The sequence below is a fragment of the Streptomyces sp. 15-116A genome (genome assembly GCF_025290915.1).
Classification (GTDB): Bacteria; Actinomycetota; Actinomycetes; order Streptomycetales; family Streptomycetaceae; genus Streptomyces.
Genome location: NZ_JAOCQE010000075.1, coordinates 1 through 25,092 on the forward strand (window position 1 = coordinate 1; position 25,092 = coordinate 25,092).

Annotated in this window: 26 protein-coding genes and 1 pseudogene; 12 read left to right on the forward strand and 15 right to left on the reverse strand. The window is 70.3% G+C overall.

Annotated features, from left to right (window positions below; all coding sequences use genetic code 11):
* The 3 genes and pseudogenes from N4P33_RS15065 to N4P33_RS15075 form a co-directional block, all read right to left on the reverse strand.
* Window positions 1-160, reverse strand: a pseudogene (locus N4P33_RS15065) (RNA polymerase subunit sigma-70); the annotation flags it as partial.
* The gene (locus N4P33_RS15070; protein ID WP_019326945.1) at window positions 157-570 is read right to left on the reverse strand and encodes an anti-sigma regulatory factor; all 414 of its coding nucleotides are present in this window, start codon (window positions 568-570) and stop codon (window positions 157-159) included. The gene N4P33_RS15070 and the pseudogene N4P33_RS15065, both read right to left, overlap by 4 nt.
* A gap of 256 nt (window positions 571-826) precedes the next feature.
* A complete protein-coding gene (locus N4P33_RS15075; protein ID WP_260827119.1) occupies window positions 827-1,087 on the reverse strand; it encodes a UBP-type zinc finger domain-containing protein in 261 nt (86 codons plus the stop codon).
* A 47-nt stretch (window positions 1,088-1,134) separates the two neighbouring features.
* On the opposite strand from N4P33_RS15075, the gene N4P33_RS15080 reads away from it, so the two are divergent.
* The gene (locus N4P33_RS15080) at window positions 1,135-2,727 is read left to right on the forward strand and encodes a Na+/H+ antiporter (RefSeq protein WP_260827120.1); all 1,593 of its coding nucleotides are present in this window, start codon (window positions 1,135-1,137) and stop codon (window positions 2,725-2,727) included.
* On the opposite strand, the gene N4P33_RS15085 is transcribed toward N4P33_RS15080, so the two are convergent.
* The gene (locus N4P33_RS15085; RefSeq protein ID WP_260827121.1) at window positions 2,711-3,667 is read right to left on the reverse strand and encodes a 1-aminocyclopropane-1-carboxylate deaminase/D-cysteine desulfhydrase; all 957 of its coding nucleotides are present in this window, start codon (window positions 3,665-3,667) and stop codon (window positions 2,711-2,713) included. The genes N4P33_RS15080 and N4P33_RS15085 overlap by 17 nt on opposite strands.
* A gap of 212 nt (window positions 3,668-3,879) precedes the next feature.
* The gene (locus N4P33_RS15090) at window positions 3,880-4,470 is read right to left on the reverse strand and encodes an N-acetylmuramoyl-L-alanine amidase (protein WP_260827122.1); all 591 of its coding nucleotides are present in this window, start codon (window positions 4,468-4,470) and stop codon (window positions 3,880-3,882) included.
* A 293-nt stretch (window positions 4,471-4,763) separates the two neighbouring features.
* Here N4P33_RS15090 and N4P33_RS15095 point away from each other — a divergent pair, with 293 nt between their 5' ends.
* The 5 genes from N4P33_RS15095 (at window position 4,764) to N4P33_RS15115 (ending at window position 9,187) form a co-directional block, all read left to right on the forward strand.
* Window positions 4,764-6,170 carry a family 2B encapsulin nanocompartment shell protein gene (locus N4P33_RS15095; protein ID WP_260827123.1) on the forward strand — a complete coding sequence of 469 codons (1,407 nt, stop codon included), beginning with the start codon at window positions 4,764-4,766 and terminating at the stop codon, window positions 6,168-6,170.
* A gap of 134 nt (window positions 6,171-6,304) precedes the next feature.
* Entirely contained in the window at window positions 6,305-7,402 is a 1,098-nt protein-coding gene (locus tag N4P33_RS15100; protein ID WP_260827124.1) for a family 2 encapsulin nanocompartment cargo protein polyprenyl transferase, read from the forward strand.
* Window positions 7,403-7,682: 280 nt separating this feature from the next.
* Entirely contained in the window at window positions 7,683-8,288 is a 606-nt protein-coding gene (locus N4P33_RS15105; RefSeq protein WP_260827125.1) for an N-acetyltransferase, read from the forward strand.
* Window positions 8,289-8,369: 81 nt separating this feature from the next.
* Window positions 8,370-8,954 carry a dihydrofolate reductase family protein gene (locus N4P33_RS15110; RefSeq protein WP_260827126.1) on the forward strand — a complete coding sequence of 195 codons (585 nt, stop codon included), beginning with the start codon at window positions 8,370-8,372 and terminating at the stop codon, window positions 8,952-8,954.
* A 26-nt stretch (window positions 8,955-8,980) separates the two neighbouring features.
* Window positions 8,981-9,187: a hypothetical protein gene (locus tag N4P33_RS15115; protein ID WP_260827127.1), complete on the forward strand. Its 207-nt coding sequence runs from the start codon at window positions 8,981-8,983 to the stop codon at window positions 9,185-9,187.
* Here N4P33_RS15115 and N4P33_RS15120 read toward each other — a convergent pair.
* Entirely contained in the window at window positions 9,133-9,873 is a 741-nt protein-coding gene (locus N4P33_RS15120) for a VOC family protein (RefSeq protein WP_260827128.1), read from the reverse strand. The two genes, N4P33_RS15115 and N4P33_RS15120, sit on opposite strands and share 55 nt — an antisense overlap.
* Window positions 9,874-10,008: 135 nt before the next feature.
* Entirely contained in the window at window positions 10,009-10,404 is a 396-nt protein-coding gene (sodN, locus tag N4P33_RS15125; RefSeq protein WP_010040396.1) for a superoxide dismutase, Ni, read from the reverse strand.
* 145 nt (window positions 10,405-10,549) lie between these two features.
* On the opposite strand from sodN, the gene sodX reads away from it, so the two are divergent.
* On the forward strand, window positions 10,550-10,987 hold the full coding sequence (gene sodX / locus N4P33_RS15130) for a nickel-type superoxide dismutase maturation protease (RefSeq protein WP_260827129.1): 438 nt from the start codon (window positions 10,550-10,552) through the stop codon (window positions 10,985-10,987).
* Here the strand turns inward: sodX and N4P33_RS15135 are convergent.
* Window positions 10,888-11,520 (reverse strand): CGNR zinc finger domain-containing protein, encoded by a 633-nt coding sequence (locus N4P33_RS15135; RefSeq protein WP_260827130.1) that lies wholly within the window; start codon window positions 11,518-11,520, stop codon window positions 10,888-10,890. The two genes, sodX and N4P33_RS15135, sit on opposite strands and share 100 nt — an antisense overlap.
* Window positions 11,521-11,620: 100 nt before the next feature.
* Between N4P33_RS15135 and N4P33_RS15140 the strand changes: the two genes are divergently transcribed.
* Window positions 11,621-12,382, forward strand: a complete 762-nt coding sequence (locus N4P33_RS15140) for a trans-aconitate 2-methyltransferase (RefSeq protein WP_260827131.1) — start codon at window positions 11,621-11,623, stop codon at window positions 12,380-12,382.
* A 59-nt stretch (window positions 12,383-12,441) separates the two neighbouring features.
* Here the strand turns inward: N4P33_RS15140 and N4P33_RS15145 are convergent, their stop codons facing one another.
* The 3 genes from N4P33_RS15145 to N4P33_RS15155 are packed head-to-tail and all read right to left on the reverse strand — an operon-like array spanning window position 12,442 to window position 15,190.
* On the reverse strand, window positions 12,442-13,251 hold the full coding sequence (locus N4P33_RS15145) for an amino acid ABC transporter ATP-binding protein (RefSeq protein ID WP_399029491.1): 810 nt from the start codon (window positions 13,249-13,251) through the stop codon (window positions 12,442-12,444).
* Window positions 13,248-14,195, reverse strand: a complete 948-nt coding sequence (locus tag N4P33_RS15150) for an amino acid ABC transporter permease (protein WP_260827132.1) — start codon at window positions 14,193-14,195, stop codon at window positions 13,248-13,250. The genes N4P33_RS15145 and N4P33_RS15150 overlap by 4 nt, the downstream gene beginning before the upstream one ends.
* A gap of 32 nt (window positions 14,196-14,227) precedes the next feature.
* Complete coding sequence (locus tag N4P33_RS15155) at window positions 14,228-15,190, reverse strand: ABC transporter substrate-binding protein (RefSeq protein WP_260827133.1); 963 nt, start codon at window positions 15,188-15,190, stop codon at window positions 14,228-14,230.
* Between the two features lie 591 nt (window positions 15,191-15,781).
* On the opposite strand from N4P33_RS15155, the gene N4P33_RS15160 reads away from it, so the two are divergent.
* The 4 genes from N4P33_RS15160 (at window position 15,782) to N4P33_RS15175 (ending at window position 19,298) form a co-directional block, all read left to right on the forward strand.
* A complete protein-coding gene (locus N4P33_RS15160; RefSeq protein WP_260827134.1) occupies window positions 15,782-17,047 on the forward strand; it encodes an NADP-dependent malic enzyme in 1,266 nt (421 codons plus the stop codon).
* A gap of 419 nt (window positions 17,048-17,466) precedes the next feature.
* The gene (locus N4P33_RS15165; protein ID WP_260827135.1) at window positions 17,467-18,432 is read left to right on the forward strand and encodes a zinc-binding dehydrogenase; all 966 of its coding nucleotides are present in this window, start codon (window positions 17,467-17,469) and stop codon (window positions 18,430-18,432) included.
* 99 nt (window positions 18,433-18,531) lie between these two features.
* Window positions 18,532-18,741 (forward strand): HTH domain-containing protein, encoded by a 210-nt coding sequence (locus tag N4P33_RS15170; protein WP_260827136.1) that lies wholly within the window; start codon window positions 18,532-18,534, stop codon window positions 18,739-18,741.
* Window positions 18,741-19,298 carry a Clp protease N-terminal domain-containing protein gene (locus tag N4P33_RS15175; RefSeq protein ID WP_260827137.1) on the forward strand — a complete coding sequence of 186 codons (558 nt, stop codon included), beginning with the start codon at window positions 18,741-18,743 and terminating at the stop codon, window positions 19,296-19,298. The genes N4P33_RS15170 and N4P33_RS15175 overlap by 1 nt, the downstream gene beginning before the upstream one ends.
* A gap of 7 nt (window positions 19,299-19,305) precedes the next feature.
* On the opposite strand, the gene N4P33_RS15180 is transcribed toward N4P33_RS15175, so the two are convergent.
* From N4P33_RS15180 to N4P33_RS15195, 4 genes are all read right to left on the reverse strand, one after another.
* On the reverse strand, window positions 19,306-20,319 hold the full coding sequence (locus tag N4P33_RS15180) for a PadR family transcriptional regulator (protein ID WP_260827138.1): 1,014 nt from the start codon (window positions 20,317-20,319) through the stop codon (window positions 19,306-19,308).
* A gap of 1 nt (window position 20,320) precedes the next feature.
* Window positions 20,321-21,211: a DUF4097 family beta strand repeat-containing protein gene (locus N4P33_RS15185; RefSeq protein WP_260827139.1), complete on the reverse strand. Its 891-nt coding sequence runs from the start codon at window positions 21,209-21,211 to the stop codon at window positions 20,321-20,323.
* A gap of 166 nt (window positions 21,212-21,377) precedes the next feature.
* Window positions 21,378-21,557: a DUF6104 family protein gene (locus N4P33_RS15190; RefSeq protein ID WP_028420339.1), complete on the reverse strand. Its 180-nt coding sequence runs from the start codon at window positions 21,555-21,557 to the stop codon at window positions 21,378-21,380.
* Between the two features lie 91 nt (window positions 21,558-21,648).
* On the reverse strand, window positions 21,649-25,092 hold a 3,444-nt coding region (locus tag N4P33_RS15195; protein WP_260827140.1), incomplete at its 5' end, for a multifunctional oxoglutarate decarboxylase/oxoglutarate dehydrogenase thiamine pyrophosphate-binding subunit/dihydrolipoyllysine-residue succinyltransferase subunit.

A 25,092-nucleotide genomic window follows, 5' to 3' on the forward strand; every position in this document is an offset into this window, starting at 1 on the left:
CGTCCGGCTGCCCGCCCGGGGCGCCGGCCGGCGCGGAGTCCTCCTCCGGATGCGGCCGGGCCTGCTCGGGGATGCCGTCCATGCCGTCCGGCATGCGCCCGGCCGGCAGCTCCCGTGTGCCGCGTTCTTCGTCCCGCACCGGCCCGTCCTCGTTCCTCACGCCGGCCCGGGTCCCGCGCCGCGCTGTTTGTAGAGGCTGATCGAAACGGTATTGTCCTCGTCCACGGCGGAGGAGACCTTGCCCGCGAGAGCGGACAGGACGGTCCAGGCGAAGGTGTCCCGCGAAGGGGCATGGCCGTCGGTGGTCGGCGCCGAGACGGTGACCTCGAGCGAGTCGTCGACGAGCCGGAAGACACAGCTGAGCACCGATCCCGGCACGGCCTGCTGCAGCAGGATCGCGCAGGCCTCGTCGACCGCGATGCGCAGGTCCTCGATCTCGTCGAGGGTGAAGTCCAAACGGGCCGCGAGACCGGCCGTGGCCGTACGCAGCACCGACAGGTAGGCCCCCGCGGCCGGCAGGCGGACTTCGACGAAGTCCTGGGTCGCGGGCTCGCCTGCGATCTGGGACACCCTCACCTCCAAGGTGGTACAAGCGTTTCAGGGCCGGGGTTCGCCCCCGGACAACGCGCTACGTGGTTCAGCGGTGACGCTATCGCGCTCTGCACGGTCCTGTCCCGGGACCCCGAGCCCTTGCTGTCACTCATAGTAAAACTGCGAACACGCTCCGTGGCTAGGGGTCTGCGGGCCCAATTGGGAAGAGCGTGCGCCGCATTGACGTACCCAGACGTCAGACGGTCGAACCGTCCGGAACGCGGGCCCCGTCGGGTCACACCAGTACGTGATCGACAAAGCACCAGCGCCAGTTCTCCCCGGGTTCGTGCGACCGCATCACCGGGTGGCCGGTCTCCTCGTGGTGCTGTGTTGCGTGCCGCTTCGGCGACGAGTCGCAGCAGCCGACGTGACCGCAGCTGAGACACAGGCGCAGCTGCACCGGGTCCGTGCCGTCCCGCAGACACTCCGGGCACGTCTCACTGAGCGGGACGGGCTCCGGGTGCGGCAGCGCGTCGGCGTGCGTGCACTGTTTCATGATGGCCAGATTACGACGGGCGCGCGGAAACCGAGGACGGGTCGACCATGGACGTGATGCCGCTGCTGTTGCTGGTGGCGGGCAGTGCCGCGATCGCCGCGGGTGCCCGGCGCACCCCGGTCCCCGCGCCGCTGCTGCTGGTCGCCGCCGGCCTCGCGGTCAGCTACGTCCCCGGGGTCCCCGAGTACGCGCTCGACCCGCACGTCGTGCTGCCGCTGATCCTGCCGCCGCTGCTGCACACGGCGGCCACCGAGAGCTCCTACCTCGATCTGCGGGCGCAGCTGCGACCGGTGGCGCTGCTGTCGGTCGGGTACGTACTGTTCGCGACGCTCGCCGTCGGCTGGGCCCTGTATCTGCTGGTGCCGGGGCTGCCGCTGACCGCGGCGCTGGTGTTCGGCGCCGTGGTGGCCCCGCCGGACGCGGTCGCGGCGACGGCCGTGGCCCGCAGGGTGGGGCTGCCGTCCCGCGTGACGACGATCCTGCAGGGCGAGTCCCTGCTGAACGACGCCACCGCGATCACCGCGTTCCGGGTGGCCGTGGCGGCGGCCGTCGGCGAGGGTGCCACCTGGATCGGCGGGATCGGCGAGTTCCTGCTCGCGGCGGTCGGCGGCCTCGTGGTCGGCCTGCTGCTGATGGCGCCGCTGCACTGGCTGCGGACGCATCTCAAGGAGGCGCTGCTGCAGAACACGCTCTCCCTGCTGATCCCGTTCGTCGCGTATGCCGTCGCCGAGCAGGTGCACGCCTCCGGGGTCATCGCCGTCGTGGTCGTCGCGCTGTATCTGGGGCACCGCGCGTGGGAGGTCGATTTCGCCACCCGGCTCCAGGAGGAGGCGGTGTGGAAGATGGTCGCCTTCGTCCTGGAGTCGGCGGTGTTCGCGCTGATCGGGCTGCAACTGCCGGTCGTCCTCAGGGGGCTCGGGGAGTACGAGGGTGTCGAGGCCGCCTGGTACGCGCTGGCCGTGTTCGTGGCGGTCGTCGTGGTGCGGTTCGTGTGGGTGTACCCGGCGACGTATCTGCCGCCGAGGCTGTCCGCGCGCATCCGTGCCCGGGAGGGCAGGCCCGGCTGGAAGGCGCCGTTCGTCATCGCGTGGGCCGGGATGCGCGGGGTCGTCTCGCTGGCCATCGCCTTCTCCATCCCGCTCACCGCCGACGGCGAGGACTTCCCGCAGCGGAACCTGCTGCTGTTCCTGACGTTCACCACGGTCATCGGCACGCTCGTCGTGCAGGGGCTGACACTGCCCCCGCTGATCCGTCTGCTGAAGTTCCCCGGACGGGACGCCCAGGCCGAGACGCTCGCGGAGGCGAACGCCCAGGCGCAGGCCTCGCGGGCGGCCGAGCGGCGCCTGGAGGAACTCCTGTCGGACGAGCGCAACGCCCTTCCTGGACCGCTCGCCGACCGGCTGCGCACGGTCCTGGAACGCCGCCGCAACGCCGTCTGGGAGCGGCTCGGGCAGACCAACCCCGTCACCGGGGAGTCCGTGGACGACACCTACCGGCGGCTGGCGCGGGAGATGATCAGCGCGGAGCGGGAGGTGTTCGTGCGGCTGCGCGACGGGCGCTACATCGACGACGAGATGCTGCGGACGCTGCTGCGCCGGCTGGATCTGGAGGAGGCGGCGGCGTTCAGGGAGACGGCATAGCGCCGGGTGCCGGAGCGGGGGGAGCGGGGAAGGGGCGGCCGGTGATCACGGCGGCGACCGTGCTCCCGCGCGGGAAGGCGTGCTCTTCCGCGAGGGCGACCAGGGCGTAGAGCACCTTGGCGACATAGAGACGTTCGACGGGGATGCCGTGGCGCTGCTCGAAGTCCTCGGCGAACGCGTCGAGTTCCGGGGTGGTACGGGCGTAGCCGCCGAAGTGGAAGCGGTCGTCGAGGCTCCAGTCGCCGCGGGGGCCGCCGAATGCCGCGGTCTGCAGCGCCCGGACGTCCGTGGGGAGGAAGCCGCCCTTGAGGACGGGGATGCCCAGCGCACGCACGCGTGGGCCGAGTCCGGCTGCCATTCCGGCGAGCGTGCCCCCGGTGCCGCAGGCCACGGCGGCCACGTCGGCGACGTCCGCCAGCTCCTCACCGAGCGCACGGCAGCCGCGTACGGCAAGGGCATTGCTGCCGCCCTCCGGGACGACGTACGCGTCCTCGGCGCCGGCGGCGCGGAGGAGGGCCGCCAGTGTCTCCGGCTCCGCCTTGCGGCGATATGTCGACCGGTCGACGAAGTGCAGCCGCATGCCGTCGGCCACGCAGCGGGCGAGTGAGGGGTTGAGCGGACGGTCGCGCAGCTCGTGACCTCGTACGACACCGACGGTTCGCAGCCCGAGCAGCCGCCCGGCGGCGGCCGTGGCCCGCAGGTGGTTGGAGTAGGCCCCGCCGAAAGTGAGCACCGTCCGCCCCTCCGCCGCCGCGAGATGGGGCGCGAGCTTGCGCCACTTGTTCCCGACCAGCTCCGGATGGATCAGATCGTCCCGCTTGAGCAGGAACCGCACCCCACACCGCTCGAACCGCCGGTCCACGACTTCCAGCAGGGGTGAGGGCAGCCGGGGCCGGAGGCCGTCGAGGTCGGGGGAGCGGGGGTCGTCGGGGCTGGTCACGGTGCCATTGTCCCCGGCACGGACGGTGCCGGGAGGACGGGTGGCGGTCGCGCGCGGGGCGAGGCCCTCGCCTCGGGGGTGGGGTGCAGGCTTGGCTGGAAACGATCGCTGGGTGGCGGGCCCGCCCGGACGCCGCACGCGCGTGGTGCGCGTCCCCGGGCCGGGTGGTGGCCGATCTCGGCCACGCCGGGCCGGGGTCTCGTCCCGTGGGGTTACTTCAGGCGGTCGCGGATGCGGGCTCTCATGGAGGACATCGTGAAGCCGCGCGGGTCGACCTTGCCCGGCTGCCACTCCAGGTGGCCGATCACCGACCGCTCGTTCCAGCCGTGGCGGCGGCAGACCGCCGCGGCGGCTCTTTCGATGGCCTCCAACTGCGCCGCCGGCCAAGGGTCCTTGCCGTCGCCGAGGTTCTCGCACTCGAATCCGTAGAAGTGCCGGTTGCCGTCGGTGTTCGCCTCGTTGTCCGGCGGCAGCCCCTTCTCCGCGATCACCGCCCGCAGCACGTCGTCGTCGCCCAGACCGGCATGGTTGGCCCGCCCGTAGCCGACGAGATGGACCCGGCCGTCCTTGGTGATGACCCCGTGGCACAGCGGACCGGGCAGGCCCTCGTAGCCCTTGCGGCAGATCTCGACGGTCCTGGCGCTGCCCTTGGTGACCGTGTGATGGATCATCACGCCGTGCACCGGCCCCCAGGGGCCCTTGTGGTTGCGGTTGTGGGTGCGCCAGTCGCCGACCTCGACGACCGTGAGACCCTCCGCCTTCAGAGCGCTGAGGAACGCGCTCGCGGACATGGGTGGGGCCATGACCGCCTCCTCACATGCTGCGGACGGCCACCCGTCGCGGCCGCCTCATACCGGAGCTTGTACCGAAACGGAACGGCCGGAACCCATCGTTCGGAGCCTGTGCGAGCCGATCCGGACAAGCGCCCTCCGGTCGTCGGCCGTGGAAACGGCTCCCCAGAATGCCCAGGCCTTCGAAGATCCATTCCCGCTCTTTCGGGTAATGGCACGGGCACGCTCCGTGAGGAAGGCTTGCACTCGCAGGTCGACGCCCGGCACCGGATGGGCGTGGATCACAACTGGGAGGGCAATTCTCTATGTCGGTAGGCGAAGAGGTCCGCACGGAGCAGACCAGGCCGCAGCAGAGCCTCGGTACGGCGGCCGCGCGGAACCTGGCCACCACGACCAAGTCCGTTCCGCAGATGCAGGAGATCAGCTCCCGCTGGCTGCTGCGCATGCTGCCCTGGGTGGACGTCAAGGGTGGTACGTACCGGGTGAACCGGCGGCTGACCTACGCCGTCGGCGACGGCCGGATGACGTTCGTGAAGACCGGCGATCGCGTCGAGATCATCCCCGCGGAGCTGGGCGAACTGCCCGCCCTGCGGTCGTACGAGGACGAGGAGGTGCTCTCCGAACTCGCCGCCCGCTGCCGGCAGCGGGAGATCGAGGCCGGTCAGGTGATCGCCTCCTTCGGCAGCCCCACCGAAGAGGTCTATCTGCTGGCCCACGGCAGGGTGGAGAAGATCGGCACCGGCCCCTACGGCGACGACGAGTCCCTCGGAGTCCTCGCCGACGGCGCCTACTTCGGCGACCAGGCCCTGCTCGACGAGGACGCCATCTGGGAGTACACGGCGCGCACGCTCACGCCCTGCACGGTGCTCGTGCTGCCCCGCGAGGCGTTCCAGCAGGTGTCCGAGCGCGCCGACAGCCTGCGCGAGCATCTCGGGCGGCTCCGCTCGATCCCCGGGCAGCGCACCAACAAGTACGGCGAGAAGGAGATCGACCTCGCGGCCGGCCACAGCGGCGAACCGGACATCCCGCACACCTTCGTCGACTACGAGGCCCGCCCGCGCGAGTACGAGCTGAGCGTCGCCCAGACCGTGCTGCGCATCCACACGCGCGTGGCCGACCTCTACAACCAGCCCATGAACCAGACGGAACAGCAGATCCGGCTGACCGTCGAGGCCCTGAAGGAGCGCCAGGAGCACGAACTCATCAACAACCGCGAGTTCGGTCTGCTCCACAACTGCGAGTACGACCAGCGGATCCAGCCGCACGACGGCGTGCCGGGACCCGACGACATGGACGAACTGCTCAGCAGGCGCCGCGGGACCAAGATGTTCCTCGCGCACCCGCGCGCCATCGCCGCGTTCGGCCGCGAGCTCAACAAGCGGGGGCTCGTCCCGGAGACCATCGACATGGCCGGCAACCGCATCCCCACCTGGCGCGGGGTGCCCGTCTTCCCCTGCAACAAGATCCCGGTGACCGAGTCCCGCACGACCTCGATCATCGCCCTGCGTACCGGCGAGGAGGACCAGGGCGTCATCGGCCTGCGGGCCTCCGGCATCCCGGACGAGATCGAGCCCAGCCTGTCGGTGCGGTTCATGGGCATCAACGAACAGGCCATCATCAAGTACCTGGTCACGGCCTACTACTCGGCGGCGGTGCTGGTACCGGACGCGCTCGGTGTCCTGGAGAACGTCGAGATCGGCCGCTGGCGGTGACCGTCCAGGGGCCCCGGGGCCCGCACGCCGTGTCCCCGCCCGTCCGGGCGGGTACACCCTGGGGGTACGCGCTCCGCGGCGGCGTGAGCGGCACCGGCCGCCCGTCATCCGAGTCGGTCGCAGGGGGGGAGTCCATGACGGAGCTCAAGACGCAGTCCACGGCAGGGCTCGTGTCCCCGCGCGGGCCGGATCACGGGCAGCGCCCCGCCGAGGGGCACGAGGCGGCGACGCTGCTCGAGCTGGCGCGGTCCGAGGTCGACCCGGTGCTGCGGGCCGCGATCGGCTCCCTGCCCGGCCCGATGCGCCGGATCGCGCGCTACCACTTCGGCTGGGAGCACGCGGACGGCAGCCCCGCCGCCGGCGGTTCCGGCAAGGCGATCCGTCCGGCGCTCGTGCTCGCCGCGGCCTCCGCCCTCGGCGGACCCCGCGCCCGGACGGCGGCGCTGCGGGCGGCCGCCGCGGTGGAACTGGTCCACAACTTCACGCTGCTGCACGACGACGTGATGGACCGGGACACCACCCGCCGTCACCGGCCCACCGCCTGGACCGTGTTCGGCGACGCGGACGCGATCCTCGCCGGGGACGCCCTCCAGGCGCTCGCCCTGCGGCTGCTCGCCGAGGACACCCATCCCGCCGCCCCCGTCGCGGCGTCCCGGCTCGCGACGTGTGTCGTCGAACTGTGCGCGGGCCAGCACGCGGACACCGCCATGGAACGGCGCGCCCCGGACGAGGTGACCCTCGACGAGACGCTCGCCATGGCCGAGGCCAAGACCGGCGCGCTCCTCGGCTGCGCCTGCGCCCTCGGGGCGCTGTACGCCGACGCCCCGGACGCGGACGTACGGGCGCTGGACGCCTTCGGGCGGGAGGCCGGGCTGGCCTTCCAGCTGATCGACGACGTGATCGGCATATGGGGCGATCCGCGCCGCACCGGCAAACCCGCCGGCGCGGATCTGGCCGCCCGCAAGAAGTCCCTGCCGGTGGTCGCCGCGCTCACCTCCGGCACCCCGGCGGCCACGGAACTCGCCGCGCTCTACGCGGCCCCGCACCCGAAGGAGGACCTGGAACGCATCGCCGCGGCCGTGGAGGAGGCGGGCGGCCGGGACTGGGCGCAGGCCCAGGCGGCCGACCGGATGGCCCGGGCGATGCAGGAACTGGCGCGCGCGGTGCCCGACCCGGAGGGGGCCGGAGGGCTGCTGTCGCTGGCCGAGTTCGTGACCCGGCGCACCACCTGAAGACCCCGGAGCCACCGGGCCGTGCGGCTCCTGACCCCGCACGGCCCCACCGGCTCCGGCCCGGGCGGGTCCCGCACTTCCCCACGGTGTGCGGGGCCCGCCGCCTCACTGCGTCAGCCGCAGCCCGCTCCGTCAGGCGTCGCCCACTGCGTCAGCCGCCCACCGCTACGCGAGGCGCCGCCCCCTGCCTCACCGCCGCCCACTGCCGTAACCCGCCCCCGACCCACCCCGTAGGCTCAACCCCCGTACGGGCAGCGACCGTTGAGGCGAAGGGGCGGACATGGGTGTGGCGATCCGGACGGCTGGGGACGGGGACCGGGACCTGGTGGTCCGGCTCCTGGACGAGGCGTTCCAGAACGACCCGGTGAGCGGCTGGGTGTTCCCCGGCGAGGAGTACCGGCGCCGGACCCATCACCGGCTGATGGCCGCGTTCACCGACATCGTGCTCGCCGAGGGGCGCATCGACGTCACCGAGGACGGCTCGGCGTGCGCGCTGTGGATGTCCGTACCGGCGGACGAGCACGGCGAGGGGGAGGAGGACGACGGGCCTGCGCAGGTGCGGCAGGCGGTCGACCCCGGCAATGAGCGGGTGGAGCAGATCGGCAGGCTGACGGCGGCCGTCCACCCTTCCGGACGGGCTCACGAGTACCTGTGGATGATCGGCGTGGCACCCGGCCGGCAGGGCGAGGGGCTCGGCACCGCGCTCATCGCCTCGGTCCTCGACCGCTGCGACCGCGAGGGGCTCCCCGCGTATCTGGAGGCGAGCAGCGAGCGCAGCGTGCGCCTCTACGAGCGCCTCGGCTTCGCACTCGCCGGTGAGCCCCTGCACCTCCCCGACGGCCCCCGCATGTGGCCGATGTGGCGTGAACCGCGTGGCTCGAAATAAACCCTTGCCACCACTACGGCTGAAGTACTACAACTGGAGTTGTCAACGACGCGAAGCACCGCCTCGGGAAAAGAGACCACCGTGCGAAAGCTCACCTACTTCATCGCCTGCTCCATCGACGGCTTCATCGGCGACCCGAGCGGCGACGCGTCGGCCATGGTGTCGTTCGTCGACGAGGAGTTCTTCGAGTTCCTGAAGACGGAGTACCCGGAGACCCTGCCCACCCCCGGTCGGCGCCCCCTGGGCATCGACGATCTGCCGAACAAGCGGTTCGACACGATCATCCAGGGCCGGGCCAGCTACGACCTCGCCCTGAAGGACGGCATCACCAGCCCCTACGCCCATCTGCGCGAGTTCGTCGCCTCGCGCACGCTGACCGAGTCACCCGACCCGAACGTCGAGATCATCTCGGACGACCTGGTCGGCCGGGTCCGTGAGCTGAAGGCCGAGGACAGCCCGTACGACATCTACCTGTGCGGAGGCGCCCAGGTCGCCGGCGAACTGGCCGGGGAGATCGACGAGATGATCATCAAGACCTATCCGATCGTGCTGGGCACCGGCATGCCGATGTTCGCCGCCGAGTTCCCGATGGTGGAGTTCACGCTGGAGTCGGTGCGCAGCTTCGGCAACGGCGCGGTGGTGCGGACCTACGCCAGGAAGCGCTGAGCCGCACCCGGGCCTACTCTGAGGACATGGCCAGCGAACAGCCCGTCTGCCGTACCTGCGGACAGCCGGTGGAGAGCGTCGTCCGGCGCCACAAGACGCTGGGCGCATGGGTTCCGGTGTGGACGGCCGGGCCGTGCCGCAATCCCGACTGCGGCAAGCCCGGCGCGCACCCGCAGGCTCAGGAGCGGTCGGACAAGCCGCCCGTCTCCGGATCGCGGCCGGTCAAGCAGTAGAGGCCGCCCGCCGGGTCGCGCATCACCGTCCAGTGGGCGAACGCGGCCACGAACGTAGCACCGAACTCCTCGTGCCGGGCGCGGGTCCCGGCGATGTCCGCGCAGGCCAGGTCCGGATGGGCGGACGGCGGACGCTCGTCGTCCAGGCGCTGGAGGAGGACACGTACGGGAAGGCCCGCGGGCGGGGCCAGTACGTGGAACTCCGGGCGGGAACCGGGGCGGCTCTTCCAGTGGGGCAACAGGGCGCTCCAGAAGGCGACTTCGGCGCCCCAGAGCGAGGGCGGGGTGTCGAGGCACACCTGGTCCAGCCGGCTGCCGTGCACGATCCCCGGCCGCACCGCCTCCCCCTCCCACGGCACCGCGCAGAACAACTGCCCGGCGGGGGAACTCAGTACGGACCAGCCGTCGTACTCGGCGACCGTCCGCGCCCCGAGCCGCAGTGCCGTCGCGGCGAACTCCGGTACGTCCTCGGCGCAGAGGTCGAGATGGGCGCCGCCCCCACCGGAGCCGACCGCCTGCAGCTTGACGCACGGATCGGCGCCGTCCGGCACGAGGGTCGCGAACTCGCCCTCGTCACCGCGTGACGCGGACAACCGGGTCTCCGTCACCGCGGTCCAGAACCGGGTCGTGCGTGCGCGGTGCGCGGCGGGCCGGTCGATGTAGGCGTACGTCCAGCGGATCGTCATCACCCGATCGTAGAGCGGCACACGCCGGAGGGGCCCGGCCGTGGGTACTGGGTACGGCCGGGCCCCTCCGGGATGCCCTCGGACCTGCGATGGTGCACCGATCGCCGGTCGTCACAACACGCGGGCTTCGGCCGGTCAGGCCTTCTTGGTCTCCCAGAAGATCTTGTCGATCTGGGCGATGTAGTCCAGCGCCTTCTGGCCGGTGGCCGGGTCCGTCGAGCCCTTGGCGGCCGACAGGGCCTTCAGGGTGTCGTTGACCAGCTGGTGCAGCTCCGGGTACTTCTCGAAGTGCGGCGGCTTGAAGTAGTCGCTCCACAGCACGGAGACGTGGTGCTTCGCGAGCTCCGCACGCTGCTCCTTGATGGTGGTGGCACGCGCCTGGAAGTGCGGGTCGTCGTTGCCGGCCATCTTCTCCTGGATGGCCTTCACCGACTCCGCCTCGATGCGGGCCTGGGCCGGGTCGTACACGCCGCAGGGCAGGTCGCAGTGCGCGCTGACCTTGACCTTGGGGGCAAACAGGCGGGAAAGCATGGAGCATTCCTTCCTCGTGATCGTCTTCTCAGGGGGGACATTACTCCCTGGGAGAGGCGATTTCGCGGGTGCCCCCGCAGGCTTAGGACAAAAGTCCGGGGTCAGACTGAGACTGGTGGAGGAAAGACCGGGGAGGTGCCGGGTGATGCCGGAGCTGTCGCAGGACACCGAGCGGGCGAGGGCGCCGCTGCCCTTCGGGGTGGCCGAGGTGACGGGACCGTCCATGGTGCCCACGCTGTACCACGGGGACCGGCTGCTGGTGCACTACGGCGCCCGGGTGCGGGCCGGTGACGTGGTCGTGCTGCGGCATCCGTTCCAGCAGGACCTGCTCGTCGTCAAGCGGGCCGCCGAGCGGCGTGACGGCGGCTGGTGGGTGCTTGGGGACAACTCCTACGCCGGCGGCGACAGCACCGACTACGGGACCGTGCCCGACGAACTGGTGCTGGGCAAGGTGCGCTTCCGGTACCGGCCCCGCAAGGCCGCTCAGCGCTCGCCGCTGGCCCTGCTCGGCTGGGCGCTCTCGGCGGCCCGGCCGGTGTTCTCCTCCGACCGGTCGGCCTCCAGGCGCTTGCGGGCACGGTAGGCGGCCACGTTCGCGCGGGTGGCGCAGCGGTCGGAGCAGTAGCGGCGGGAGCGGTTGGTCGAGGTGTCCAGATAGGCGTTGCGGCACGGCGGCGCCTCGCACAGGCCGAGACGGTCCACGCCGTACTCCGTCAGATGGAACGCCAGGCCCATCGCGGCGATGGCGGCATAGCCGGCGGTCGCGTTGGACGGGTGGTCGGCCAGGTGCATGTGCCACAGCGGGCGGCCGTCGTCGTCGCGGAAGTCGTGGCCGGAGATCTGCGGGCTCACCGGGAACTCCAGCAGCAGCGAGTTCAGCAGATCCACGGCGAGGGTCTCGTCGCCGGAGTCCGCCGCCTCGAAGACCGCGCGCAGCCGGGCCCGGACCGAGCGGAACCGGGTCACGTCCGCCTCGGTCGCGCGGCGCGCCGCCGACTGGTTGCCGCCGAACAGATCGCGCACGGCCTCCACCGAGGTCAGGGTGTCCTTGCCCCGGGCCGGCTCCTCGGTGTTGACGAGGCGTACGGCGTAGTCCGAGTAATAGGCCAGTTCCACTTGTAGTCCTTACGCAGGGGCTCTATGGTCGTGCGTGCGGTCGGGTAAGAGACGGTCGTGCTTTCAGGGTATTACGGGACTTCGGTGAGGGAGGGGCTCCATGACGGACACGGACACCACCACGGACTGGCAGGCCTGGCAGGAGAGCTGGGACCGGCAGCAGGAGTGGTACATGCCCGACCGCGAGGAGCGGTTCCGGGTCATGCTCGACATGGTGGAGGCGCTCGTCGGCACCTCCCCGCGGGTCCTGGATCTCGCGTGCGGCACGGGAAGTATCACGGCCCGGCTGCTCGCCCGGTTCCCGGACGCCACCAGCACCGGCGTCGACCTGGACCCGGCGCTGCTCGCCATCGCCGAGGGCACCTTCGCCGGCGACCGGCGGGTCACCTTCGTCACCGCCGACCTCAAGGACCCCGACTGGGCGACGGCACTGCCGTACGACACCTACGACGCCGTACTGACCGCGACGGCCCTCCACTGGCTGCACCGGGAACCCCTCGCGGACCTCTACGGGCACATCGCGGGGCTCGTCCGCGACGGCGGTGTCTTCATGAACGCGGACCACATGATCGACGAGACGACGCCGAGGATCAACGCGGCCGAGCGCGCCCAGCGCCACGCCCGTATGGATCAGGCCAAGCGCGACGGCGCCCTCGACTGGGCCGAATGGTGGCAGCTCGCCGCGAAGGACCCCGTGCTGGCCGGTCCCACGGCCCGCCGCTTCGAGATCTACGGCGAACACGCGGACGGCGACACCCCGTCGGCGCAGTGGCACGCGCGCGTGCTGCGCGAGAAGGGGTTCGGGGAGGCGCGTCCGGTGTGGTGCTCGCCCTCGGACACGCTGCTGCTGGCCGTGAAGTAGGGCAAGGCGAAGGGGCGGTACGGGAGTGCCGTACCGCCCCTTCGTGGGTCCGTCTCGGGTCAGAGGACCTTGGACAGGAACGCCTTCGTGCGCTCGTGCTGCGGGTCCGTCAGGACGTCGCGCGGGTTGCCCGACTCGACGACCACGCCGCCGTCCATGAAGACCAGGCTGTCGCCGACCTCGCGGGCGAAGCCCATCTCGTGCGTGACGACGACCATCGTCATGCCCGACTCGGCCAGGTCCCGCATGACGTCCAGGACGTCACCGACCAGCTCCGGGTCGAGAGCCGAGGTCGGCTCGTCGAAGAGCATCAGCTTCGGGTCCATCGCCAGGGCCCGGGCGATGGCCACACGCTGCTGCTGGCCGCCGGAGAGCTGCGAGGGGTAGTTCCCGGCCTTGTCGGCCAGGCCCACGCGGTCGAGAAGCTCCCGCGCCCGCTCCTTGGCCTGGGCCTTGCTCACGCCCTTGACCTGGATCGGCGCCTCGATGACGTTCTCCAGCGCGGTCATGTGCGGGAACAGGTTGAAGCGCTGGAAGACCATACCGATGTCCCGGCGCTTCAGCGCGACCTCGCTGTCCTTCAGCTCGTAGAGCTTGTCACCCTTCTGGCGGTAGCCCACGAGCTCGCCGTCGACGTACAGGCGGCCGGCGTTGATCTTCTCCAGGTGGTTGATGCACCTGAGGAAGGTCGACTTGCCGGAGCCCGAGGGGCCGATGAGGCAGAAGACCTCACCCTGCTTGACCTCCAGGTCGATGCCCTTGAGGACCTCCACGGGGCCGAAGGACTTGTGGACGCCCTCCGCCTTGACCATGGGGACGGCCGTGCTCTTGGCGGGTGCGTCCGCCTTGGTGAGCTTCTTCTCGGTCATACGGCGCCACCTCCCGTGGACTGGCGGTTCGAGAGGGACAGCAGATTCGCCTTGATCTTCTGCAGCGGCGTGGCCGGCAGACTCCGCGTGGAGCCCTTGGCGTAGTACCGCTCAAGGTAGTACTGGCCGATGCTGAAGATCGAGGTCAGCAGCAGGTACCAGGCGGCTGCCAGGAACAGCATCTCGGCCGGTGCGCCGGATGTCTGGCCGATGTCCTGGGCCACGCGGAACAACTCGGAGTACTGGACGACCGACACCAGCGAGGTCGTCTTCAGCATGTTGATGACCTCGTTGCCCGTCGGCGGCACGATCACGCGCATCGCCTGCGGGATGACGATCCGGCGCAGCGTTTTCGCGTGGCTCATGCCCAGCGCGTGCGACGCCTCCGTCTGACCCTCGTCGACCGAGAGCAGACCGGCACGGCAGATCTCCGCCATGTAGGCGGCCTCGTTGAGGCCGAGACCCAGCAGCGCCGTCAGGAACGGGGTCATGAAGTCCGACCACTCGTCCTTGTAGAACGGCCCGAGGTTGATGTACTCGAAGACCAGGCCCAGGTTGAACCAGACCACCAGCTGCACCAGGACCGGGGTGCCGCGGAAGAACCAGATGTAGAACCAGGCGATCGACGAGGTGACCGGGTTCTTCGACAGGCGCATGACGGAGAGCAGGATGCCGCCGACGATGCCGATCACCATGGACAGGACGGTGATCAGGAGCGTGTTGCCGACACCCTCGAGGACGCGGCTGTCGAAGAAGTAGTCCGGGATCGTCCCCCACTCGATCTTGCCCTGGGAGAACGCGTACACGACCGCCGCCAGCAGGGCGATGGCCACGACGGCGGAGACGTAGCGCCCGTAGTGCCGGACGGGGATGGCCTTGATGGCCTCCGGGCCGGCCGGCGGTGTGTCGGCCGGGCCCGGTGTCTTGTCAGTGTCAACTGTCACGGGTGTTGCCTTTCAGTGCCGCTCGCGCGCGGTCACTTGCCGCCGTTGATCGTGGCTTCCTCGACGGCGCCCTCGGCGACGCCCCACTTGTCCATGATCTTCTTGTACTCGCCGTTGTCGATGATGGCGTCCAGGGCGGCCTTCAGGGCGTCACGCAGCTGCGTGTTGTTCTTGGCGACCGCGATGCCGTACGGGGCGGCCTCGACCTGCTCGCCGACCAGCTGGAAGTCCTTGCCGCCGCCGGAGGTCTTCACGGCGTACGCGGCGACCGGGAAGTCGGAGGAACCGGCGTCGGCGCCGCCCGCGCGCAGGCGGGTCTGGGCCTGCTGGTCGTTGTCGAAGGCCTCGATGGTGATCTTCTTGCCGGCCGGGCACTTCTTGTTCTCGGCCTTGGCGAGGTCCTCGGAGACCGTGCCGCGCTGGAGCACGATCTTCTTGCCACACAGGTCCGACCAGGACTTGATGCCCTGGTCGTCACCCTTCTTGGTGTAGATCGACACGCCGGCCGTGAAGTAGTCGACGAAGTCGACGCCCTCACCGACCTTCTTGCCCGTCTCGGAGTCGATGCCCTCCTGGCGGTCCTTGGTGTCGGTCATCGCGGACATCGCGATGTCGTACCGCTTCGAGCGCAGACCCGTGATCAGCGTGTCGAACGTGCCGTTCTCGAACTCGAAGGTCACGCCGAGCTGCTTGCCCATGGCGGCGGCGATGTCGGGGTCGATGCCGACGGTCTTGCCGGAGTCGTCCTTGAACTCGACCGGGGCGTAGGCGATGTCCGAGCCGACCTTGATGACGCCCTTGTCACGGATGGCCTGGGGGAGCTTGTCGGCGAGCGGGGCCGCGGCGGCGGACGCGCCGTCCGTCTTCTCCGAGCCGTTGTCCTTGGTCTGGTCACCGCAGCCGGTGAGAAGCAGTGCGCCTGCGACCGCGATCGCGCCGACCGCTGCAATCCGGGAGCGCGCGGCGGTGGTACGACGGGTGGTGCTTGCGGTCATGGTGGGTTCCTCCGGCGGATGGGTGGAGTTGCCGATGGGGCCGGCGCCTGCGTGTACAGCTTGTACGGCAGCGCCATGGGTCGACGAGAACACACGCCTTCGAGTGTCGCGACCTCGTGTGATTACCGCATCTTGCCATTCGGACTGCGCCATTCAGGGGGTGAGCAATGTCAAAATCGGATAACGGGTGACCGATGAAGCGCCTCACCCGAGCGTATGCAGGCCGGATGGTCTTCGGGAATCCCTCATTCCGGCCGGAAGATCTTCGGTGGATCCGAGAGGTGCGAGGAGCCGGCCGTGGCCTTTGGTGCGGCTCGAGCGCTTGCCGAGCGTTTGTCCAGGTCTTGTCCTGAAATTGGGCGATGAGTCCTGGCCTCGTCATGTGACCTTCGCGTTATGGACTCGTCGCCGGTGGCGTCCGTCCGGTAAGAAGGTTCTTTACACCCCTCATCCGGGGCTCAGGGCGCGTGTGCGGCGCGCCCGTCGTGTTTGGCCCGTACGCATCAACCCATCGGGCCTTGCGCGGTCCCGCCCACCCCTCACCAGGAGTGGCTAACCCTCAACCAATGAACACTTAAGGGGTAAAACCAAGTGGCAGCGGAGATTGTGAATCCTCGCAGCGACAGCGAAGCCGGGAGCGGAAGCGGACAGAGCGAGCAGGACGGTGGGGCCGAGCCCCTCACGTCCCTCGATCAGTCTCTCGACTCCTTCGATCCGGCGTTCGCGCTGCATCGCGGCGGCAAGATGGCTGTGCAGGCCACCGTGCCGGTCCGTGACAAGGACGATCTGTCCCTGGCGTACACGCCCGGCGTCGCGAAAGTGTGCAGCGCGATCGCCGAGCAGCCGGACCTCGTCCACGACTACACCTGGAAGTCCTCGGTCGTCGCCGTCGTGACGGACGGTACGGCCGTGCTGGGGCTCGGGGACATCGGGCCCGAGGCCTCCCTTCCGGTGATGGAAGGCAAGGCGATCCTGTTCAAGCAGTTCGGCGGCGTGGACGCGGTGCCGCTCGCGCTGAGCTGCACGGATGTCGACGAGATCGTCGAGACCGTGGTGCGGTTGGCGCCGTCTTTCGGTGGTGTGAATCTGGAGGACATCTCGGCGCCCCGGTGCTTCGAGATCGAGCGGAAGCTGCAGGAGCGGCTGGACATTCCGGTCTTCCACGACGACCAGCACGGTACGGCGGTCGTGACGCTGGCGGCGCTGCGGAACGCTGCGCGGCTGAGCGGGCGGGCGCTGGGTGATCTGCGGGCGGTGATCTCCGGCGCCGGTGCGGCGGGGGTCGCCATCGCGAAGATGTTGGTCGAGGCCGGCATCGGGGACGTGGCGGTGGCCGACCGCAAGGGCGTCGTGTCGCGGGATCGCGATGACCTGACGCCGATCAAGGCGGAGCTGGCGTCGTTCACGAACAAGGCGGGGCTCTCGGGGTCGCTGGAGGCGGCGCTGGACGGGGCGGATGTCTTCATCGGTGTGTCCGGTGGGACGGTGTCCGAGGCGGCGGTCGCGTCGATGGCCGAGGGCGCGTTCGTCTTCGCCATGGCCAATCCGAATCCGGAGGTGCATCCGGAGGTCGCGCACAAGTACGCGGCGGTGGTCGCCACCGGGCGGTCGGACTTCCCGAACCAGATCAACAACGTGCTGGCGTTCCCGGGGATCTTCGCGGGGGCGTTGCAGGTGCGGGCGTCCCGGATCACCGAGGGGATGAAGCTGGCGGCGGCTGAGGCGCTGGCGGCGGTGGTCGGGGACGATCTGGCGGCGGACTATGTGATTCCGTCTCCGTTCGACGAGCGGGTTGCTCCGGCGGTGACTGCGGCGGTGGCTGCGGCTGCTCGGGCGGAGGGGGTGGCTCGGCGCTGAGGCGTCGAGTGCCGGTTGGTTGTCGGCCCCGTCCCCGGTTCGTGGGGGCGGGGTCGCGCTTTTGGGTGCGGGTGCGTGGGGGTGCGCGTTTTATGCCTGCGGCGCCACCGCGGCTCCGGTGGGGGCTTGTGTAGCGCCTGCGGTGGGTGGGTGAGTCGGGGCCGGGGCGGTGGTGTCCGTCCTCGGTCTGGCGCGGAATCGGTCGACTCGAGAGCGGGGGCGTTGACGCGCCAGCCGCTGCGGGCGGACACCACCGCCCCGTCCCCTCCCCGCCGTGGGCGCCTGCGGCCCGCCCAGGCTGGATTCCGTCGGTTCGCCGTGCGCGGCTGCGGGCAGCAGCGGGGGCTTGTGGCAAGAGGGCGTGTCTCACAGGCCGTGTTGGTTCCTTGGCGGGGTGTCGGGAACCTATCGTCGACCCCATGTTCGCTGTCTACGCTGCCCGAATCGACCGCGACCAGCCGCTCTCCGGTCTGGAGTTGGGGGAGCGACCGGCTCCCGAGGCTCGTCCCGGCTGGAGTACCGTCACGGTCAAGGCCGCCTCACTCAATCACCATGACCTCTGGTCCCTGCGCGGCGTTGGCCTCGCAGAGGACAAGCTGCCGATGATCCTCGGCTGTGATGCCGCCGGTGTCGACGAGGACGGCAACGAGGTCGTCCTGCATTCCGTCATTGGGCAGAGCGGCCACGGGGTGGGTCCCCGTGAGCCCCGGTCCATTCTGACGGAGCGTTACCAGGGCACCTTTGCCGAGCAGGTGGCCGTGCCTACGTGGAATGTGCTGCCCAAGCCCAAGGAGCTCTCCTTCGAGGAGGCCGCCTGTCTGCCGACCGCTTGGCTCACCGCGTATCGGATGCTGTTCACCAACGCCGGGGTGCGGCCCGGGGATTCGGTGCTCGTGCAGGGTGCGGGGGGTGGTGTCGCCACGGCGGCCATCGTGCTCGGTAAGGCCGCCGGGCTGCGGGTCTATGCCACCAGTCGCGATGAGGCCAAGCGGAAGCGGGCGCTGGAGCTCGGGGCCGTGGAGGCGCTGGAGTCCGGTGCGCGGCTGCCGGAGCGGGTCGACGCCGTGATCGAGACCGTGGGGGCCGCCACGTGGTCCCATTCGGTGAAGTCCCTGCGGCCCGGGGGGACGCTCGTCATCTCGGGGGCGACGAGCGGTGACCGGCCCTCGCATGCCGAGCTGACGCGGATCTTCTTCCTCGAGCTCAAGGTCGTCGGGTCGACGATGGGGACCAAGGACGAGCTGGAGGATCTGCTCGCCTTCTGTGCCGCTACGGGCGTGCGGCCCGTCATCGATGAGGTGCTGCCGATGGACCGGGCCCGGGAGGGCTTCGAGCGGATGGCTTCGGGGGAGCTGTTCGGGAAGATCGTGCTCACCAATCGGTAGAGCCGAGTTGGGGTGCTGACGGCCGGTCCGGGTTCGGGCCGGCCGTTTGGTTTGTCAATGTTGGTTGACATGAGTGGGGTGTCAATCTAGGTTGACAGTATGAGTGAGGCTACCGATCTGGCCCAGCGGGCCGGGGACCGTGATCCACGGGTCGGGCTGCGGGCCGTCGCCGCGTTGCGGAGGCTGCTGGAGCAGCTGGAGTCCGTGCAGGTGCGCAGTGCGCGCAATCAAGGGTGGTCGTGGCAGGAGATCGCCAACGAGCTCGGTGTGAGCAGGCAGGCCGTGCACAAGAAGTACGGGAGGCATTGATGTTCGAGCGGTTCACCAAGGATGCCCGTGCGGTCGTGAAAGGGGCCGTCGCGCAGGCGGAGGCGGTGGGGGCGGGCTCCGTCGCGCCCGAGCATCTGCTGCTCGCCCTGATCGAGGGGGAGGGGAGCAGGGGTGCCTTTGTGCTGGCTGCGCTTGGGGTGGGGGAGTGGAAGGCGTCGGTGCGGGAGGCGCTGGGGGAGGCTCGCCGGCGGGGCGGGCTGACGCAGGCCGAGACCGAGGCGCTGGCCGGGCTCGGGATCGATGTGTCGGAGATCGTGGCCCGGGTGGAGGAAGTGCACGGGGCCGGTGCGATGGCCGGGGAGGGGAGGAGGCGGTGGTCGGGGCACCGGCCGTTCGAGAAGGGGGCGAAGGAGGTTCTGGAGAAATCCCTGCGCATCGCCCTCGCTCATCGGGAGCGGCACATCGGTGACGAGCACCTCCTCCTCGCCCTCACCAGCCGGCCCGGGGTCCCCGCCGAGGTGCTCGCCGATCACGGAGTGACGTACGAGTCCGTGACCCGGGTGCTCTACGGGAGCGGCGAGGCCAAGGCGGGGTGACGGGAGGTCAGCCGGTCCTTCCCGTGGACAGAAGGGCGGCGATGTGGGCCGCGGCCGTGGAGAGATGGCGGCGGGCGTCGCGGAGCTGGTCCTGGGTGATGCCGTGGTCGCGGGCCGCGTCGCGGATGTCGTCGCGGAAGCGGTCCAGCAGGCGGTCCAGGTCGCGGGCCGGGTCGCCGGTGGTGTCCGCCGCCCCCTCGTGCGCCCAGGCGGGGGTGTAGTCGGCGGGGAAGTCCTCCGGTGTCTCGGAGTACGCGGGCTCGGCTGCCGTGTCCTTGCGGGACCAGGTGTCCCTGCCGAAGTCGCCCACCTCCTTGATGAGTTCGCTCAGGCCCTCGCGCAGGCCCGTCGGCCAGTCACCGCGGGAGAAGTGGTCCTGCATCTGCTCCTGGACCCGGCGAGCGATGCGCTGCACCTCCTCCTGGGCCCGCTCCTGGGCCTCCTTGGCCTGGCGGCGGGCGCGCTGGGCCTCCTCGCGGGAGCGGCGGCTCTCGTCCCGGGCGCGGCGGGCCTGCTCCTTCCACTCCTGCTTGGCGCGGCGCATCTCCTCCTTGGCGGCACGCCAGGCGTCGGGATCGGTGAGGCCCGTGAAGTCGCCGAGGAGGGGATCGGCGTCCGAGGCGGCGCCCGTCGTGCGGGCCTTGCCTGCCGCGGCGCGCATCTCGCGGCGCAGGTCGCCCGCCGCGCCCCGGACGTCCGCCTTGATCTCGGCGGCCAGTTCGGCGACCGAGTCGCGGATCTCCAGCTCCAGGTCGGCCAGTTCACCGCTGCGCTCGGACAGCTCGGCGCGGCCGGCGTCGGTGATGGAGTACACCTTGCGGCCGCCCTCGGTGGTGTGGGTGACCAGGCCCTCCGCCTCCAGCTTGGCCAGCCGGGGGTAGACCGTGCCCGCCGAGGGCGCGTACAGGCCCTGGAAGCGCTCTTCGAGGAGGCGGATCACCTCGTAGCCGTGCCGCGGGGCCTCGTCCAGCAGCTTGAGCAGGTAGAGGCGGAGGCGACCGTGGGCGAAGACGGGGGGCATGTCAGAGCACCTTCTTGTCGGTCGGGCCGTCGGCCGGGGCGTCCGGGGTGGAGGCGGAGGGGGCGTCCCAGGGCTCGGGGTCGTCCTCGCGGGGTGGGCGGCGCAGCAGGGCGATGGAGCCGGAGACGGTGGTGGCCCGCAGGCTGCCCGTGCCCGCGCCGAGCCGGCCGGTGATCTTGTGGGCGCCCCACTGGCCCTGGACGCGGAGGCCGTCGAAGGCGTTGGAGACGGCGCCGCTGGCGGTGTTGGCCTCGACCTCGGTGTCGGCGGGGTAGGGGAGGCGGATCGCTATCTCGCCGGAGACGCTGGTGAGGCGGATGTCGGTGGGGCCGTCGGGGTCGAGGTCGACGATCATCGAGCCGCTGACGGAGTCCGCCCGGATCGAGGAGCCGGAGCCGTCGACCACGGTGAGGTCGCCGGAGACGGAGTTGAAGCGCAGGTCACCGGTGACGGACTGGGCGTCCAGGTTCCCGGACACCGTCTCCGCGCGGACCGGGCCGGAGACGGCGACCAGAGTCGTGTCGCCGGTGACGCCCTTCACCACCGCGGGGCCCTTGAGGCCGGAGACGACGGCGGCGGCGCCGACCACGCCGACCTCGACGTGTGTGCGGGCCGGGACGGCGAGGGAGACGACCGCGCTGCGGCGCCAGCCCTTGCGGTCCAGCCACTTGAGGAAGCCCTTCCACGGCAGGTCCTCGTAGGCCACGGTCAGCGTGCCGCGCTGCCGGGTGACGATCAGGGGTGGGCCCTCGATCTCCGAGACCTCCAGGCGGGCGGAGGGCTCGTCCGTGCCCACCACGTTCACCGTGCCGTTGACGAGGCGCACGTGGAGCTCGGTCACGGGCTCGTCGAAGGTGAGCTTCGTGGGCTCCGCGACGGACCACTCGGACATGGTGGGACCTCCTAGACACGCGCCATATCGCGTATTACGTGACTCACGATATATCGCGGGCAGGGAAAGTCAAGGCACTCGTCCGGGTGAGCAGGGGTGAGTGACCGAAAAACAGGTGGGCGGGGAGGGGCATGGCGCCGAGCACGTCACCGGCGCGCGCGGAGACCTACTCGTCGTCCTCGTCGTCCAGCCGGGCCAGCCAGGTCGCCAGACGCTCCACCGGGACCTCGAAGTCGGGGTTCAGATCCACGAACGTCCGCAGCTGCTCGGCGAGCCACTCGAAAGTGATCTCCTCCTCGCCGCGCCGCTTCTCCAGTTCCTCGATGCCACGGTCGGTGAAGTACATGCCGTCCAGGATAAGTGGCACAAACGGGCGGGCCGCACCCCCTTCGCAAGGAGGTGCGGCCCGGAGAACGCGGGACCCGTGAGGGCGACGGCTAGGCGTCGAAGACCTCGCGGACCAGCTGCTCCTGCTCGGCCTGGTGGCGCTTGGCCGAGCCGACCGCCGGGGACGAGCTGTGCGGGCGCGAGATGCGGCGCAGTCGCTCGGCGGGCGGGAGGTCGGCGCCGACCGCCAGGTCCAGGTGGTCGATCAGGTTGAGCGCGATGAACGGCCAGGCACCCTGGTTCGCCGGCTCCTCCTGCGCCCACAGGTACTTCTCGGCGCCCGAGTACTTCTTGATCTCCGCCTGGAGCTCGGCACCCGGCAGCGGGTACAGGCGCTCGATGCGGATGATCGCCGTGTCCGTCGCGCCGCGCTTCTTCCGCTCGGCCTCCAGGTCGTAGTAGACCTTGCCGGCGCAGAAGACGACCTTCTTCACCGCGGCCGGGTCGACCGACGCGTCACCGATGACCGGCTGGAACTGCCCGGTGGTGAACTCGTCCGCCTTCGACGCGGCGGCCTTCAGGCGCAGCATCGACTTCGGGGTGAAGACCACCAGCGGCTTGTGGTGCGGGTTGTGCACCTGCCACCGCAGGAGGTGGAAGTAGTTCGCCGGCGACGTCGGCATCGCGACCGTCATGTTGTTCTGCGCGCAGAGCTGCAGGAACCGCTCCGGGCGGGCCGAGGAGTGGTCCGGGCCCTGGCCCTCGTAGCCGTGCGGCAGAAGCAGGACCACACCGGAGGTCTGCGCCCACTTCTGCTCGGCCGACGAGATGAACTCGTCCACGACCGTCTGCGCGCCGTTGACGAAGTCGCCGAACTGCGCCTCCCACAGCACGAGCGCGTCGGGCCGGGCCAGCGAGTAGCCGTACTCGAAGCCCATCGCCGCGTACTCGGACAGCAGGGAGTTGTAGACGTTCAGCCGCGCCTGGTCCTCGGAGAGGTACTGCAGCGGCGTGTACTCCTCGCCCGTGGTGCGGTCGATGATGACCGCGTGGCGCTGGCCGAAGGTGCCGCGCTGGGAGTCCTGGCCCGCGAGGCGGACCGGGACGCCCTCCAGCAGGAGGGAGCCGAAGGCGAGGGTCTCGCCCATGCCCCAGTCGATGGTGCCGTCCTCGACCATGGCCGCCCGGCGCTGCAGCTGCGGCAGCAGACGCGGGTGGACGGTGATGTGGTCGGGGATGTTGACCTGGGACTCGGCGATCCGCTTGACGACCTCGCTGGTCACCGCGGTGTTCACGGCGACCGGGAACTCGGCCTGCGGGTCGGTGGGCTCCACGGAGGCCGGCTGCGAGGTGGCCTCGCGGACCTCGGTGAAGACCTTCTCCAGCTGGCCCTGGTAGTCCTGGAGCGCCTGCTCGGCCTCTTCCAGGGTGATGTCGCCGCGACCGATCAGGGACTCGGTGTAGAGCTTGCGCACCGAGCGCTTCTTGTCGATCAGGTCGTACATCAGCGGCTGGGTGAAGGCCGGGTTGTCCGACTCGTTGTGACCGCGGCGGCGGTAGCAGATGAGGTCGATCACCACGTCCTTGTTGAACGCCTGGCGGAACTCGAAGGCCAGACGCGCGACGCGCACGACGGCCTCGGGGTCGTCGCCGTTCACGTGGAAGATCGGGGCCTCGATCATGCGGGCCACGTCCGTCGCGTACATGGAGGAACGCGACGACTCCGGGGCGGCGGTGAAGCCGACCTGGTTGTTGATGACGATGTGGACCGTGCCGCCGGTGCGGTAGCCGCGCAGCTGCGACATGTTCAGGGTCTCGGCCACCACGCCCTGGCCCGCGAAGGCCGCGTCGCCGTGGATCGCCACCGGCAGGACGGTGAAGTCCGTGCCGCCCTTGCCGATGATGTCCTGCTTGGCGCGCGCGACGCCCTCCAGGACCGGGTCGACCGCCTCCAGGTGGGAGGGATTGGCGACCAGGGAGACCTTGATCTGCTCGCCGTCGAGGCCGGTGAAGGTGCCCTCGGCGCCCAGGTGGTACTTCACGTCGCCGGAGCCGTGCATCGACTTCGGGTCGAGGTTGCCCTCGAACTCGCGGAAGATCTGCGCGTACGACTTGCCGACGATGTTGGCCAGCACGTTCAGGCGGCCGCGGTGGGCCATGCCGATGACGACCTCGTCCAGGCGGGACTCGGCGGCCGAGTCCAGCACCGCGTCGAGCAGCGGGATGACGGACTCGCCGCCCTCCAGGGAGAAGCGCTTCTGACCGACGTACTTCGTCTGCAGGAAGGTCTCGAAGGCCTCCGCCGCGTTCAGGCGGCGCAGGATGCGCAGCTGCTCCTCGCGCTCCGGCTTGGAGTGCGGGCGCTCCACGCGGTCCTGGATCCACTTGCGCTGCTTGGGGTCCTGGATGTGCATGAACTCGATGCCGGTGGTGCGGCAGTACGAGTCGCGCAGCACGCCGAGGATGTCGCGCAGCTTCATCATCGACTTGCCGGCGAAGCCGCCGACGGCGAACTCGCGCTCCAGGTCCCACAGGGTGAGGCCGTGCTCGACGATGTCCAGGTCGGGGTGCTTGCGCTGGCGGTACTCCAGCGGGTCGGTGTCGGCCATGACGTGGCCGCGGACCCGGTAGGAGTGGATCAGCTCGAAGACGCGGGCGGCCTTGGTGACGTCGTCGTCGTGGCTGGCGTCGATGTCCTTGAGCCAGCGGACCGGCTCGTAGGGGATGCGCAGCGCCTCGAAGATGTCGTCGTAGAAGCCGTTCTCGCCGAGCAGCAGGTTGGCGACGGCGCGCAGGAACTCGCCGGAGGCGGCGCCCTGGATCACCCGGTGGTCGTAGGTCGACGTGAGCGTCATGACCTTCGAGATGCCGAGCTTGTTGAGGGTGTCCTGGCTGGTGCCCTGGAACTCCGCCGGGTAGTCCATGGAGCCGACGCCCATGATCACCGACTGGCCGGGCATCAGACGCGGCACGGAGTGGACGGTGCCGAGGCCGCCGGGGTTGGTCAGGGAGACCGTCACGCCGGTGAAGTCGTCCATCGTCAGCTTGTTGTCGCGGGCGCGACGGACGATGTCCTCGTAGGCCTGCCAGAACTCGAAGAAGTTCAGCGTCTCGGCCTTCTTGATCGCCGCGACGACCAGCTGGCGGTCGCCGTTGGGCTTGACCAGGTCGATGGCGAGACCGAGGTTGACGTGCTCCGGCTTGACCAGGGTGGGCTTGCCGTCCACCTTCGCGTAGGACCAGTTCATCGACGGCATCGCCTTGATGGCCTGGACCATGGCGTAGCCGATGATGTGCGTGAAGGAGATCTTCCCGCCGCGGGCCCGCTTGAGGTGGTTGTTGATGACGATGCGGTTGTCGAACAGCAGCTTCACCGGGACCGCGCGCACGGACGTGGCCGTGGGCAGGTCCAGCGAGGCGTCCATGTTCTTCGCCACGGCCGCGGACGGGCCGCGCAGGGTCACCTTCTCGGGACCGGTGACCTCGCCGTCGGACGCGGCCTTGGGCTGCGCGGCGGCGGCCGGCTTGGCGGCGGGGGCCGCGGCCTTCGCCGG

Coding starts and splice junctions, on each gene's coding strand:
- N4P33_RS15115 (WP_260827127.1), top strand. CDS start 8,981: ATGGCCAGCGAACAGCCCGTCTGCCGTACCTGCGGACAGCCGGTGGAG.
- N4P33_RS15165 (WP_260827135.1), top strand. CDS start 17,467: ATGTTCGCTGTCTACGCTGCCCGAATCGACCGCGACCAGCCGCTCTCC.
- N4P33_RS15140 (WP_260827131.1), top strand. CDS start 11,621: ATGACGGACACGGACACCACCACGGACTGGCAGGCCTGGCAGGAGAGC.
- N4P33_RS15095 (WP_260827123.1), top strand. CDS start 4,764: ATGTCGGTAGGCGAAGAGGTCCGCACGGAGCAGACCAGGCCGCAGCAG.
- N4P33_RS15180 (WP_260827138.1), bottom strand. CDS start 20,319: ATGCCCCCCGTCTTCGCCCACGGTCGCCTCCGCCTCTACCTGCTCAAG.
- N4P33_RS15155 (WP_260827133.1), bottom strand. CDS start 15,190: ATGACCGCAAGCACCACCCGTCGTACCACCGCCGCGCGCTCCCGGATT.
- N4P33_RS15080 (WP_260827120.1), top strand. CDS start 1,135: ATGGACGTGATGCCGCTGCTGTTGCTGGTGGCGGGCAGTGCCGCGATC.
- N4P33_RS15175 (WP_260827137.1), top strand. CDS start 18,741: ATGTTCGAGCGGTTCACCAAGGATGCCCGTGCGGTCGTGAAAGGGGCC.
- N4P33_RS15170 (WP_260827136.1), top strand. CDS start 18,532: ATGAGTGAGGCTACCGATCTGGCCCAGCGGGCCGGGGACCGTGATCCA.
- N4P33_RS15190 (WP_028420339.1), bottom strand. CDS start 21,557: ATGTACTTCACCGACCGTGGCATCGAGGAACTGGAGAAGCGGCGCGGC.
- N4P33_RS15105 (WP_260827125.1), top strand. CDS start 7,683: ATGGGTGTGGCGATCCGGACGGCTGGGGACGGGGACCGGGACCTGGTG.
- sodN (WP_010040396.1), bottom strand. CDS start 10,404: ATGCTTTCCCGCCTGTTTGCCCCCAAGGTCAAGGTCAGCGCGCACTGC.
- N4P33_RS15090 (WP_260827122.1), bottom strand. CDS start 4,470: ATGGCCCCACCCATGTCCGCGAGCGCGTTCCTCAGCGCTCTGAAGGCG.
- N4P33_RS15185 (WP_260827139.1), bottom strand. CDS start 21,211: ATGTCCGAGTGGTCCGTCGCGGAGCCCACGAAGCTCACCTTCGACGAG.
- N4P33_RS15120 (WP_260827128.1), bottom strand. CDS start 9,873: ATGACGATCCGCTGGACGTACGCCTACATCGACCGGCCCGCCGCGCAC.
- N4P33_RS15145 (WP_399029491.1), bottom strand. CDS start 13,251: ATGACCGAGAAGAAGCTCACCAAGGCGGACGCACCCGCCAAGAGCACG.
- N4P33_RS15100 (WP_260827124.1), top strand. CDS start 6,305: ATGACGGAGCTCAAGACGCAGTCCACGGCAGGGCTCGTGTCCCCGCGC.
- N4P33_RS15075 (WP_260827119.1), bottom strand. CDS start 1,087: ATGAAACAGTGCACGCACGCCGACGCGCTGCCGCACCCGGAGCCCGTC.
- sodX (WP_260827129.1), top strand. CDS start 10,550: ATGCCGGAGCTGTCGCAGGACACCGAGCGGGCGAGGGCGCCGCTGCCC.